This is a genomic window from Micromonospora sp. NPDC004551, from assembly GCF_040609975.1.
GTDB lineage: Bacteria > Actinomycetota > Actinomycetes > Mycobacteriales > Micromonosporaceae > Micromonospora.
Genome location: NZ_JBEXLM010000008.1, coordinates 51,804 through 64,184 on the forward strand (window position 1 = coordinate 51,804; position 12,381 = coordinate 64,184).

At 72.6% G+C, this 12,381-nt stretch carries 11 protein-coding genes; 7 read left to right on the top strand and 4 right to left on the bottom strand.

The features are described 5' to 3' along the window. The 4 genes from ABZW14_RS12280 to ABZW14_RS12295 are packed head-to-tail and all read right to left on the bottom strand — an operon-like array spanning position 1 to position 3,994. Positions 1-813, bottom strand: a complete 813-nt coding sequence (locus tag ABZW14_RS12280; protein WP_355344063.1) for an ABC transporter permease — start codon at positions 811-813, stop codon at positions 1-3. Next, the gene (locus ABZW14_RS12285) at positions 810-1,712 is read right to left on the bottom strand and encodes an ABC transporter permease (RefSeq protein ID WP_355344066.1); all 903 of its coding nucleotides are present in this window, start codon (positions 1,710-1,712) and stop codon (positions 810-812) included. The genes ABZW14_RS12280 and ABZW14_RS12285 overlap by 4 nt, the downstream gene beginning before the upstream one ends. Positions 1,713-1,725: 13 nt before the next feature. Next, positions 1,726-2,925, bottom strand: a complete 1,200-nt coding sequence (locus ABZW14_RS12290) for an ABC transporter substrate-binding protein (RefSeq protein ID WP_355344069.1) — start codon at positions 2,923-2,925, stop codon at positions 1,726-1,728. Beyond that, entirely contained in the window at positions 2,912-3,994 is a 1,083-nt protein-coding gene (locus ABZW14_RS12295; protein ID WP_355344072.1) for an ABC transporter ATP-binding protein, read from the bottom strand. Before ABZW14_RS12295 ends, ABZW14_RS12290 begins: the two co-directional genes overlap by 14 nt. A gap of 167 nt (positions 3,995-4,161) precedes the next feature. Here ABZW14_RS12295 and ABZW14_RS12300 point away from each other — a divergent pair, with 167 nt between their 5' ends. The 7 genes from ABZW14_RS12300 to rny all read left to right on the top strand — a co-directional run bounded on the left by ABZW14_RS12300 (position 4,162) and on the right by rny (position 12,352). Continuing rightward, entirely contained in the window at positions 4,162-5,304 is a 1,143-nt protein-coding gene (locus ABZW14_RS12300) for an acyl-CoA dehydrogenase family protein (RefSeq protein ID WP_355344075.1), read from the top strand. Between the two features lie 70 nt (positions 5,305-5,374). Beyond that, positions 5,375-6,751, top strand: a complete 1,377-nt coding sequence (locus ABZW14_RS12305; protein WP_355344078.1) for an MFS transporter — start codon at positions 5,375-5,377, stop codon at positions 6,749-6,751. A gap of 3 nt (positions 6,752-6,754) precedes the next feature. Further along, positions 6,755-6,955 (top strand): DUF3046 domain-containing protein, encoded by a 201-nt coding sequence (locus tag ABZW14_RS12310; protein WP_073832642.1) that lies wholly within the window; start codon positions 6,755-6,757, stop codon positions 6,953-6,955. A gap of 184 nt (positions 6,956-7,139) precedes the next feature. After that, positions 7,140-8,186: a recombinase RecA gene (gene recA, locus ABZW14_RS12315; RefSeq protein ID WP_091269420.1), complete on the top strand. Its 1,047-nt coding sequence runs from the start codon at positions 7,140-7,142 to the stop codon at positions 8,184-8,186. 14 nt (positions 8,187-8,200) lie between these two features. After that, the gene (locus tag ABZW14_RS12320) at positions 8,201-8,899 is read left to right on the top strand and encodes a regulatory protein RecX (RefSeq protein WP_355344082.1); all 699 of its coding nucleotides are present in this window, start codon (positions 8,201-8,203) and stop codon (positions 8,897-8,899) included. Positions 8,900-8,999: 100 nt separating this feature from the next. After that, positions 9,000-9,704 (top strand): 3-keto-5-aminohexanoate cleavage protein, encoded by a 705-nt coding sequence (locus ABZW14_RS12325; RefSeq protein ID WP_355344085.1) that lies wholly within the window; start codon positions 9,000-9,002, stop codon positions 9,702-9,704. Positions 9,705-10,585: 881 nt separating this feature from the next. Then, the gene (gene rny, locus ABZW14_RS12330) at positions 10,586-12,352 is read left to right on the top strand and encodes a ribonuclease Y (protein WP_355344088.1); all 1,767 of its coding nucleotides are present in this window, start codon (positions 10,586-10,588) and stop codon (positions 12,350-12,352) included. Positions 12,353-12,381: the final 29 nt, after the last annotated feature.

Consider the following 12,381-nt stretch of genomic DNA (forward strand, 5'->3'; position numbering starts at 1 on the left):
TCAGAGGCGGCCGCCGCTGGCCGTGTCGGAGAGCCGTTGGGCCAGGTAGATCGGCACCACCGAGGCGACGATGAGCACGGCGGCCACCACGTTGATGACCGGCGCCTGGTTCGGCCGGAACAGGTTGCTGAAGATCCAGATCGGCAGGGTCTGCACGCCCGGACCGGCGGTGAACGTGGTGACGATGATCTCGTCGAAGGAGAGGCCGAACGCCAGCAGCGCGCCGGCCAGCAGCGCCGAGCGCAGCACCGGGAACGTCACGTACCGGAAGGTCTGCCAGCCGTCGGCGCCCAGGTCGGCGGAAGCCTCCTGGAGGTTGCCGCCCGACCGGCGCAGCCGGGCCAGCACGTTGTTGTAGACGACGACCACGCAGAACGTCGCGTGCCCGACGATGACCGAGAAGAGCCCCTTGCCGATGCCGAGCGGCGCCATCACCGAGCGGAACGCGGTGTCCAGGGCGATGCCGGTGACGATGCCGGGCAGCGCGATCGGCAGCACGACCAGCAGCGACACGGTCTCCCGCCCGAAGAACCGGTACCGCTGCACGGCGAAGGCGACCAGGGAGCCGAGCAGCAGCGCGACGCCGGTCGCACCCAGCCCGGCCTGGACCGACGTCCACAGCGCCTCCCGGGCGCCCGCGTTCTCCCATGCGCGTACCCACCACTCGGTGGTCCAGCGGGGCGGGGGCCAGGCGAACGTGCGGTCGGCGTTGAACGAGTTGATCAGCACGATGGAGAGCGGCAGGTAGATGAAGGCCAGGCCGAGCGCCATCGCGCCGCGCAGCAGCCAGCGCGCCGACCGGGAGAGCGTCACAACTCCTCCAGGGCCCCGGACCGCCGTACGGCGACCAGGTAGACGACCATGATCAGGACCGGGATGGTGGCCAGCGCGGCGGCGAACGGCAGGTTGTTCGCCGCCCCGATGTTGACGTAGACGAGGTTGCCGATGAGCTGCGTCTTGCCGCCCACGATCTGCACGGTGATGTAGTCACCCAGCGACAGCGAGAAGGTGAAGATCGAGCCGGCGATCACCGACGGGACCACCACCGGCAGCACCACGGCGCGGAACGTCCGGCCCGCCCGGGCGCCCAGGTCGGCCGACGCCTCCAGCAGCGAGTCGGGCAGCCGCTCCAGGCCCGCGTAGATCGGCAGGATCATGTACGGCAGCCAGAGGTAGGCCAGCACCAGTACGGTCGCGCCCAGCCCGTACCCGGGGCCGCTGCCCGGCCCGCCGAACAGCCAGTCCACCGGCCCGCCGTTGGCCAGCAGCACTCGCCAGGCGTACGCCTTGACCAGGTAGCTGGCCCAGAGCGGGGTGAGGATGGCGACCACCAGCCAGCGCCGGTGGCGGGGCTTGGCGACCTTCGCCATGTAGAAGGCCATCGGCAGGGCGATCAGGGTGTCGATCAGGGTCACCCCGGCGGCCACGCCGATGCTGCGCAGCGCGACCGTCCGGTAGACCTCGTCGGTGACGATGGTGCGGAAGTTGTCCAGCGTGGGCTGGCGGACGACCTCCCCGGTGAACCCGTTGACCGTCCAGAGTGCCGAGACGAACAGCACGGCCAGCGAACCCAGGTAGGCGACCACCAGCCAGAACAGCGGTGCGGTGAGCAGGGCGGCGAGGCGTACCCCGGCGTGCCGGTGCAACCAGGCCGAGAGCCGGCGGGCCGGCCCGCGGAGGGGGGTGGTGCCGCCCGCGGGCCGGTCGAGCATGGAGGTGGCCACCTCAGCCCTTGATCGTCGTCCAGGCCTGGGTCCAGGCCGCGTAGTCCTTGCACTTCACGTCGGTACGCCCGTCCAGGCACTGCTGCACCGGGGTGTTCCAGTACCAGACCTTCTCGAAGTAGGACTCGTCCTCGGCGTGGTACGTCGCGCAGTGGTTCTTGTCGGCGGTCTCGGCGCAGGCCAGCTTGTTGGACGGCGCCTCACCGAACCACTCGGCGACCGCCGCGTTGGCCTTCGGCGAGATGATGTGGTCCATCCAGCGGTACGCGCAGTTCGGGTGCTTCGCCTTGGCGGAGATCATCCAGGTGTCGGACCAGCCGGTCGCCCCCTCCTCGGGCAGGATCGCCTCGACCGGGGCCTTGTCGGCGGTGGCCAGGTTGGCGATGACCTGCCAGGTGGTGCCGAGAACCGAGTTGCCGGCCTTGAAGGCCTGCACCTCCTTGGTGTAGTCCGACCAGTACTCGCCGATCAGCTCGTTCTGCTTCTTCAGCAGGTCGACGGCCGCGGCGAACTGCTTGTCGTCCAGCGCGTACGGGTTCTTGATGCCCAGTTCCGGCTGGTGCTTCATCAGGTACAGCGCCGCGTCGGCGAGGTAGATCGGCGAGTCGTACGCGGTGATCTTCCCCTTGTAGGGCGAGTTCGCGTCGAACACCGCGCCCCAGGAGGTCGGGGCGGGCTTGACCACGTCGGTGCGGTACATCAGCAGGTTCGCGCCGCGTCCGTGCGGGACGCCGTAGGCCACCCCGTCGACGGAGTTCCACTGCTTCAGCTTGAGCCCGTCGAAGATGTCCTTGTAGTTGCTGATCAGGTCGGTGTTCACCGGGGCGACGTCGCCCCCGTAGATCAGCCGCAGCGAGGCGTCCCCGGAGGCGGAGACCACGTCGTACTCGCCGGTCTTCATCAGGGTCACCATCTCGTCGGAGGTGCCGGCGACCTTGACGTTGACCTGGCAGCCCGTCTGCTTCTCGAAGTCGGTGACCCAGTCCACCTTCGGATCGGTGGAGCCGTCCTCGACGTACCCGGCCCAGGCGACGACGTTGACCTGTCCCTCGCCGGTGCCCAGCGCCGCGAGCTTGTCGATCTTGGGCGGCTTGATGCCGCCCGGGCCGGAGCCGCCGGTGGTCGTGCCGCCGTCGCCGCAGCCGGTCAGGGCGAGCAGGCCGACCGCGGCGAGCGCGGTGAGGGTTCTACCGGTACGCATGAGCGCTCTCCTTCGCAAGGGGGGTCGGTACGGCGGGGACGGGTACGGCCACGGCGTGCTCGGTGCGCCACGCCAGGCGGACCGGGGTGCCGCGCAGTGCCGCCACGTCGGCCGAGGAGGTGGTCAGGTTCTGTTGCGTCACGACCAGCCGGGCGCCGGCGTCGAGGTCGACGACGAACCGGGTGCTCGCCCCGGCGTAGACGACCTCGGCCACCCTGCCGGTGGCCGACGTCTCCTCGTCGGTGGCGGGCTGGCCGTCGAGCCGGATCTTCTCCGGCCGGATGGAGAAGGTGCCGTCGCGGCCGAGCACCGAGCGGGCCACGTCGCCACTGAGCAGGTTGGACGTGCCGACGAAGCCGGCGACGAACGGGGTGGCGGGCCGCTCGTATACCTCGGCGGGCGTGCCCACCTGGGCGATCCGGCCGTTCTCGAAGACCGCCACCCGGTCGCTCATGGTGAGCGCCTCCTCCTGGTCGTGGGTGACGAAGACGAAGGTGATGCCCACCTCCCGCTGGAGCGCCTTCAGCTCCACCTGCATCTGCTCGCGCAGCTTCAGGTCCAGCGCCCCGAGCGGTTCGTCGAGCAGGAGCACCTTCGGCCGGACGACCAGCGCGCGAGCCAGGGCCACCCGCTGGCGTTGCCCGCCGGAGAGCGCGGCCGGTCGCCGGTCAGCCAGACCGTCAAGCCGTACGCCACGCAGCGCCTCCGCGGCCCGGGCCCGGCGCTCGGCGCGGCCCACCTTGCGCACCCGCAGCCCGTACTCGACGTTCTGCCGCACGGTCATGTGCGGGAACAGCGCGTAGTCCTGGAACACGGTGTTGACGTCCCGCTCGAACGGGGCCAGCCGGGTGACGTCACGCCCGCCGAGCAGCACGCTCCCGGCGCTCGGCGGCTCGAACCCGGCGATCATGCGCAGCACCGTCGTCTTGCCCGAGCCGGACGGCCCGAGCATCGAGAAGAACTCGCCGTCGGCGATGTCCAGATCGACGCCGGCCACGGCCTCCACCGCGCCGAACGACTTGCACAGCCCGCGGAGGGAGACGGCGGGGGTGGCGGGCCCGGCTGACATGGGCGCTCCTCAGTCCTACGGTTAACGTTGCGCCAGCGGATCAGGGTCCACGGAAATCGTGCCGTGAGAATAGAGGTGCAACGGATAGCGTCGTCAAGAGCTGATGGCGGTTTGCCTTGCCGGGCGGCCCCTTCCCGCCGGCCGCGCCGGCGGGCACACTCGTCGCCATGGAGCAGCATCTCTACGAACCCGTCCACGAAGACTTCCGGGACCTGTGCCGCCAGTTCCTCGCCCGGGAGGCCGTGCCGCACCACGAGCGCTGGGAGGCCGACGGGATCGTCGACCGGGAGGTGTGGCGCCGGGCGGGCGCGGCCGGGCTGCTCGGCATGGATGTGGACCCCGAGCACGGCGGCGGTGGGCAGCGGGACTTCCGGTTCAACGCGGTGCTCGACGAGGAGATCATCGTGGCCGGCTGCACCGGGCTGGGCTTCGGGCTGCACAACGACGTGGTGGCCCCGTACCTCACCGAGCTGACCACCGACGACCAGCGCAAGCGCTGGCTCCCGGGCTTCTGCTCCGGCGGCCTCGTCACCGCCATCGCCATGAGCGAGCCGGGCGCGGGCAGCGACCTGGCCGGCATCCGCACGAGCGCGGTCCGCGACGGCGACAGCTGGGTGCTCAACGGGCAGAAGACGTTCATCACCAACGGCGAGCTGGCCGACCTCGTGGTGGTGGTCGCCAAGACCGCCCCCGACCAGGGCGCGCACGGCGTGAGCCTGATCGTGGTCGAGACCGGCACGCCCGGCTTCGGCCGGGGCCGGCGGCTGGCCAAGGTCGGCCTGAAGGCCAACGACACCGCCGAGCTGTTCTTCGACGACTGCCGGGTGCCGGCGGAGAACCTGATCGGCACCGAGAACCACGGCTTCTACCACCTGATGGCCAACCTGCCCCGGGAGCGGCTGAGCATCGCGGTCGCCGCGGTGGCCGCGGCCGAGAAGCTGCTCGCGCTCACCCTCGACTACGCCCGCTCCCGGGAGGCGTTCGGCCGGCCGATCGGGCGCTTCCAGCACAACCGGTTCCTCCTGGCCGAGCTGGACACCGAGGTCACCATCGCGCGCACCTTCGTGAACCACTGCGTGGCCGAGTACAACGCCGGCCGGCTCTCGGTGACCGACGCGGCGAAGGCCAAGTGGTGGACCACCGAGCTGCAGAACAAGGTGGCCGACCGCTGCGTGCAGCTGCACGGCGGCTACGGCTTCATGCTGGAGTACCCGGTGGCGAAGGCCTGGCTGGACAGCCGGGTGCAGACCATCTACGGCGGCACCACCGAGATCATGAAGGAGATCATCGGCCGGGGCCTCGGCCTTTAGCGAAACCGGGTGCCGGCGAGCCGGTCGGGTGCGGGAGGATGATGACCCCTTACCTCCAGGAGCATCCGCCATGGCCACCGACCTGACCACACCGGCGCCGAGCCGGCTCGACGTCGCCCCGATCCAGCGGCGCACCGTCCGGCTGCTCCTCTGCACCCAGATCATCGGCGGCATCGGCGTCACCATCGGCATCTCGGTCGGCGCGCTGCTCGCCGCCCGGGTCGCCGGGACCGCGCTGGCCGGGCTGGCACAGAGCGCCGGGGTGGTCGGCGCCGCGCTGCTCGCCGTGCCGGTCACCCGGCTCATGGCCGCCCGGGGGCGGCGGCCGGGGCTGGTCACCGCGTACCTGGTCGGGGCGGCCGGTGGCGTGCTGGTGGTGGTCGCCACCGTGGCCCAGATGGTGCCGCTGCTCTTCGTCGGCATGCTGCTCTTCGGCGGCGGGACCGCGGCCAACCTCCAGGCCCGCTACACGGCCGTGGACCTGGCCGAGCCGGCCCGCCGGGGGCGCCAGCTCTCGCTGGTCGTGTGGGCCACCACCATCGGCGCGGTGGCCGCGCCCAACTTCGCCGCGCTCGCCGACGCCACCACCCGCGGCTGGGGCCTGCCGGCCCTGGCCGGCCCGTTCGCCTTCTCCGCCGTGGCGTTCGTGCTGGCCGCCGCCGTACTGGCGGTGTTGCTCCGGCCGGACCCGCTGCTCACCGCGCGCCGGCTGGCGGCGGCCGAGACCCCGGCCGATCCGGTCGCGGCGCCCGGTGGGACCGCCCGGCGCCGCGCGGGCATGACGGCGGCCTGGCGCACGGTACGCGAGCGGCCCGCCGCCCGCCTCGGCATCGCCGCCGTGGCCATGGGCCACCTCGTGATGGTCGCCGTCATGTCGATGACCCCGGTACGCCTCGGCGAGTCGCACTCCGACGCCGACGTGCTGCGGGTGGTCGGCATCGTGCTCAGCCTGCACATCGCCGGCATGTACGCGCTCTCCCCGCTGGTCGGCTGGCTCACCGACCGGCTGGGCCGGCGCCCGGTGATCCTGGGCGGGGTGGCCCTGCTGGTGGCCGCCTGCGCGGTCGCCGGCACCGCCGGGCACCACACGCCGCTGCTCTCGGTGGGTCTGGCCCTGCTCGGGCTGGGCTGGTCGGGCACCATGGTGGCCGGCTCGACCCTGCTGTCCGAGTCGGTGCCCACCGCCGACCGGCCCGGCGTGCAGGGCCTGTCCGACCTGGTCATGGGGCTGGCCGGGGCGGGCGCGGCGGCGGCGAGCGGGTTTGTCATGCGGGCCGTGGGTTATCCGACCCTGACCCTGCTGGCGGCGATCGCGGTGGTGCCGCTGGTGGCGCTAGCGTTGCGTCCGGCGCCGGTCGCGGTGCCGGAGGAACTCGGGCGTCCGGTGGACGAGGTGCCCGGCAAGCTCGGGCGTCCCGTGGACGACCTGCCCGGCAAGGAGGAGTGACACGTGCGGCTGACCGACTTCTGGGCGCGACTGGAGGAGGCGTTCGGGCCGGGCTACGCGGCCAGCATCGCCAGCGACCAGGTGCTGTCCCAGCTCGGCGGGCGGACCATCGAGCAGGCCCTCGCGGCGGGGGAGGAGACGCACGTGGTGTGGCGGGCCGTGGTCGCCGCGTATCCCGACCGGGTGCCGGCGCGACTACGCTGAGCAGCCTTTCCGCGGGTTCCGCGTGTCGCTTGTCGAGTCGTACACCTGTTCGGCTATTGTCCACAGCGGGGTGCTCGTCCACAGCTCGCGGCCCGTCGGCTGGTTTTCTGTCGGACCCAGCGCCTAGCGTGTCCGCGTGACGCGAAGCTCAGGAAAGACGCCGGCGAAGGCAGGGGTGGCAACGATGGCGGCAGGGCCTGACCGGGAGAAGGCACTCGACCTTGCTCTCGCTCAGATCGACAAGCAGTTCGGCAAGGGTTCGGTGATGCGGCTGGGGGAGCGGCCCGTCGTCCAGACGGCGGTCATCCCGACCAGCTCCATCGCGCTCGACGTGGCGCTCGGCGTGGGCGGCCTGCCCCGCGGCCGGGTCGTCGAGATCTACGGTCCCGAGTCCAGCGGTAAGACCACGGTCGCCCTGCACGCGGTGGCCAACGCGCAGCGGGCCGGCGGCATCGCCGCCTTCATCGACGCCGAGCACGCGCTCGACCCGGAATACGCGAAGGCCCTCGGCGTCGACACCGACGCCCTGCTGGTCTCCCAGCCGGACACCGGCGAGCAGGCGCTGGAGATCGCCGACATGCTGGTCCGGTCCGGCGCCATCGACATCATCGTGATCGACTCGGTGGCCGCCCTGGTGCCGCGCGCCGAGATCGAGGGCGAGATGGGCGACAGCCACGTGGGTCTCCAGGCCCGGCTCATGAGCCAGGCGCTCCGGAAGATCACCGGTGTGCTCAACAACACCGGCACCACCGCGATCTTCATCAACCAGCTCCGCGAGAAGATCGGCGTGATGTTCGGCAGCCCGGAGACCACGACCGGTGGCCGGGCGCTGAAGTTCTACGCCTCGGTCCGGCTCGACGTGCGCCGCATCGAGAGCCTCAAGGACGGCACCGACGTGGTCGGCAACCGCACCCGGGTCAAGGTCGTGAAGAACAAGGTCGCGGCGCCGTTCAAGCAGGCCGAGTTCGACATCATGTACGGCAAGGGCATCTCCCGCGAGGGCTCGCTGATCGACGTCGGCGTGGAGCAGGCGATCATCCGCAAGTCCGGCGCCTGGTACACCTACGACGGCGACCAGCTCGGCCAGGGCAAGGAGAAGGCCCGCGAGTTCCTCCGGGAGAACCCGGACGTGGCGGCCGAGATCGAGAAGAAGATCCTGGAGAAGCTCGGCGTCGGCACCGGCGCGGGCGACGCCGCCGGCGGCCCGGAGCTGCCGCCGGTCGACTTCTGATCCCCGGCTGACCCGTGGCAGGACGACGTGCCCGCACGGGGCGTGGCTGGGATGCCAGCCCGCCCCGCCCGGGTGACGCCACCACTCCACCCCGGCCGCGCCGCGGCCGCCGGGGCCGGGTCGAGGAGCCCGACGCCGAGGCGACACCCGCGCCGCCCCGGAACGAGGCCGAGCTGGCCCGCGAGATCTGCCTGCGGCAGCTCGCGGTCCGGCCGCGCACCCGCGCCGAGCTGGCCGGCGCCCTGGCCAAGCGGGGCATCTCCGAGGAGGTCGCCGACCAGGTCCTCGACCGCTACGACGAGGTCGGCATCGTGGACGACGCTGCCTTCGCCCGCGCGTGGGTGAGCAGCCGGCACACCGGCCGCGGGCTGTCCCGCCGGGCGCTCGCCAACGAGCTGCGCCAGCGCGGCGTCGACGGCGAGGTGGCCAGCGAGGCCCTGGACGAGCTCGACGAGGAGACCGAGGCGGAGACCGCCCGGGCCCTGGTGGAGCGGAAGCTGCGCTCGTCCCGGGGCGAGCCCGACGCGGTGTTCCGCCGCCTGGTCGGCATGCTGGCCCGCAAGGGCTACCCGGCCGGCGTGGCCATCCGCGCCGTGAAGGACGCGCTGGCCGCGCAGAGCGCCGAGGCGGCCGAGTTCGCCGAGCACATCGACGCCGACGCCCTTGCCGACGCCGAGCACGACCTCGACCCCGCCTCGCGCCCCCTCGACTGACCCCGTCCGAGCGACGTCCGGATCGACTCGGACGACCTCGTCCCAACCGGCGCCGTCGGCGGCCCGGTGAACGGCCTGCACCGGTGGAGAGGTGAGCGGCGTGCTGAAGGCGTGTCTGAACGGCGGGCGGCGGCGGGCGGAGCATCCGGCGGTGCCGGTGACGCCCGACGAATTGGCGGCCGAGGCGGCCCGGTGCCCGGCGGCCGGGGTCGCGGCCGTGCACGTACATCCCCGCGACGCCGACGGCGGCGAGTCGCTCGACCCGGGCGTCATCGCCGCGGCGGTCACCGCGATCCGGGCCGCCCGGCCCGGCCTGCCCGTCGGGGTGAGCACCGGCGCCTGGATCGCCCCCGAGCCGGCCGACCGGGTCGCCGCCGTACGCGCCTGGACGGTGCTGCCGGACTTCGCCTCGGTCAACGCCCACGAACCCGGCGCGGCGGCCGTCGCGGCCGCCCTGCACGAGCGGGGCGTCATGGTCGAGGCCGGCCTCTGGACGGTGGCGGCGGTCGACGCCTGGCGCCGCTGGCCGGCGCCCACCGGCCGGGTCCTCGTCGAGTGCCTGGCCGAACCGGTCGACGTGGCCCTCGCCGACGCCGCCGCCATCCTCGCCGCGCTGCCCCCCGACCGTCCGCCCGTGCTGCTGCACGGCGAAGGCCCGGCGACCTGGCCGGTGCTCGCCGAGGCGGTGCGCCGTGGCCTCGACACCCGGATCGGCCTGGAGGACACCTTGGTCCTGCCGGACGGCAGCGTCGCCGCCGACAACGTGGCGCTGGTTGCGGCGGCCCGCGCTCTCGGCGCGAACTGAGCCGGCTGTGCTCTCCTACCGTCGGGGTACGCGGCGAGATCTTGGAGACTTGTCGTTCGCCTCGAACGGCAGGTCACGCCGCGCCGTCACCTCCCGGTAGGCCGGGCGGGTGGTGAAACGCGAATCACTCTTGCGGTGAGTTGTGGGCGCGGCGGTCCGACGACGGGTCACCGCGGAACCGGGGCCGCTGTGGTCGCGTTGCGGCCCTGAGCAGGCCGGGAACGTCACCGGGGCGGCCGCAACCGGTGAGATTTGTCCGGCCGTGTCCGGCATCTGGACAGCTCTGCGTGACGCCTCAACTTCTCTCCGTCCGGGTGGTTTGATCATGAGTCCTTGACCGAACGGCCCCTGGCGACCTAGCCTCGCCATACAGGCTCACTTTGCCCGACCAGCGCAGGCTAAGCGCACAACATAGATCGCGTAACAGAACAGCATCACTTTGGCCAGCTACACCGGCCTTTGACGGCAGCTCCGGGACGGTGCGTCCGGAGCCGACCGACAACTGCAACCGGCCGCCGGCGATGTCCCCACGGGGTGCACCGCCGACGGAAAGCTACCCACAGCCAGCCGCTCCGGTCGGGCGTCCAGAGCCGCAGGTGCGTGCCGTCCGCACGCCGCCTGCGGTGCCGACGTTCAGGGGAGGCGGCCATGGCGGGGCGGCAGAGGTTCACCGGCGGTCTTCCACGCGCTGCCGGACGCTCCTCACCGGCCGACAGCCCGCACCCGACGGCATCAGGCGGGTCGCGCCTGAGTGCCGCGGCCGGGTCGCACCCGACAGCGATGAGCGGGTCGCAACGGAGCGCACTCGGCGGGTCCGACCTGATCTCGGCGGGCGCGCCGGACCTGATCGGTGTGGGCGGAAGCCGGCCCGGAGGGGCCGCATGAGCGCCTTCGACGTCGTCATCCTCGCGGTCGTGCTGCTGCTCGTCGTGGTGGTGGTCGGCGCCGTCCTGTTCGGCGTGCGCACGCTGCGGCGGCTGAGTCTCGCGCCGCCGCCCGAGGATCCGGCCTTCATCGCCGAGAAGGACCGCCAGGAGCAGTCCCTCGCGGCCCTCCGCAGCGCCGCCGACGAGGCGAACAGCACGATCGACGTGGCGAAGTCGGCCGCCGCGGCGGCTCGTGCCGAGGCGGCCGGCGCGAAGGCCGAGGCGAAGGCGGCCCGGGCCGAGGCCCGGCGGGTGCTCGACGACGCCCGGGCCGAGGCCGACACCGTGCTGGAACGGGCGCACAAGCAGGCCGAGGCGGACGCCGAGCAGCTTCGCGCCGCCGCCCGGCGCAGCGGCGAGCGGGAGGTGGCGGTGCTCGCCGCGACCACCCGGGAGCAGGCCGCCGAGGTCGAGCGGCGGGCGGCCCGGATGGACGAGCGGGAGCGGCTGCACACCGAGGAGGTGGAGCGGCTCGCCGAGCGGGAGCGGCAGCTCACCGCCGCCAGCGCCGCGCTGGCGGCCCGGGAGGCTGCTCTCGTGGAACGGGAGCAGGCGCTCGCCGAGGCGGAGGAGCAGCGCCGCCGCGAGCTGGAGCGGGTGGCCGGGCTGACCGCGGACACGGCCCGGGCCGAGCTGGTGGAGTCGATCGAGGGGCAGGCCAAGCGGGAGGCCGCGCTGCTGGTCCGGGAGATCGAGGCCGAGGCGCGTGGCACCGCCGAGCAGCGGGCGCGGCACATCGTCGTCGACGCCATCCAGCGGGTGGCCAGCGAGCAGACCGCGGAGAGCGTGGTCAGCGTCCTGCACCTGCCCGGCGACGAGATGAAGGGGCGGATCATCGGCCGGGAGGGGCGCAACATCCGTGCCTTCGAGTCGGTCACCGGGGTCAACCTGATCATCGACGACACCCCCGAGGCGGTCCTGCTCTCCTGCTTCGACCCGGTGCGCCGGGAGGTCGGCCGGCTCACGCTGGAGAAGCTGGTGCTCGACGGCCGGATCCACCCCCACCGGATCGAGGAGGTCTACGACCTGGCCCGGCACGAGGTGGAGGAGCTCTGCCACCGGGCCGCCGAGGACGCCCTGGTCGAGGTCGGCATCACCGAGATCCACCCGGAGCTGGTCACCCTGCTCGGCCGGCTGCGCTACCGGACGTCGTACGGGCAGAACGTGCTCAAGCACCTGGTGGAGACCGCGCACATCGCCGGGACCATGGCGGCCGAGCTGCGGCTGGACGTGCCCACCATCAAGCGTTGCGCGTTCCTGCACGACATCGGCAAGGCGCTCACCCACGAGGTCGAGGGCAGCCACGCCATCATCGGCGCCGACCTGGCCCGCAAGTACGGGGAGAGCGAGGACGTGGTGCACGCCATCGAGGCGCACCACAACGAGGTGCCGCCGCAGACCATCGAGGCGGTGCTCACCCAGGCGTCGGACGCCTGCTCGGGCGGCCGGCCGGGGGCGCGGCGGGAGAGCCTGGAGGCGTACGTCAAGCGGCTGGAGCGGATCGAGGAGATCGCGGCCGGCAAGCTGGGCGTGGAGAAGGTCTTCGCCATGCAGGCGGGCCGGGAGATCCGGGTGATGGTGAAGCCGGACGACGTCGACGACATCGGCGCGGCGGTCCTGGCCCGCGACGTGGCCAAGCAGATCGAGGAGGAGCTGACCTACCCGGGTCAGATCCGGGTGACCGTGGTGCGCGAGTCCCGGGTCACCGAGATCGCCCGCTGACGGCAGCGATTACGTGAAGGGCCGGCCCG

Coding starts and splice junctions, on each gene's coding strand:
- recA (WP_091269420.1), top strand. CDS start 7,140: ATGGCGGCAGGGCCTGACCGGGAGAAGGCACTCGACCTTGCTCTCGCT.
- ABZW14_RS12285 (WP_355344066.1), bottom strand. CDS start 1,712: ATGCTCGACCGGCCCGCGGGCGGCACCACCCCCCTCCGCGGGCCGGCC.
- ABZW14_RS12290 (WP_355344069.1), bottom strand. CDS start 2,925: ATGCGTACCGGTAGAACCCTCACCGCGCTCGCCGCGGTCGGCCTGCTC.
- ABZW14_RS12300 (WP_355344075.1), top strand. CDS start 4,162: ATGGAGCAGCATCTCTACGAACCCGTCCACGAAGACTTCCGGGACCTG.
- rny (WP_355344088.1), top strand. CDS start 10,586: ATGAGCGCCTTCGACGTCGTCATCCTCGCGGTCGTGCTGCTGCTCGTC.
- ABZW14_RS12305 (WP_355344078.1), top strand. CDS start 5,375: ATGGCCACCGACCTGACCACACCGGCGCCGAGCCGGCTCGACGTCGCC.
- ABZW14_RS12295 (WP_355344072.1), bottom strand. CDS start 3,994: ATGTCAGCCGGGCCCGCCACCCCCGCCGTCTCCCTCCGCGGGCTGTGC.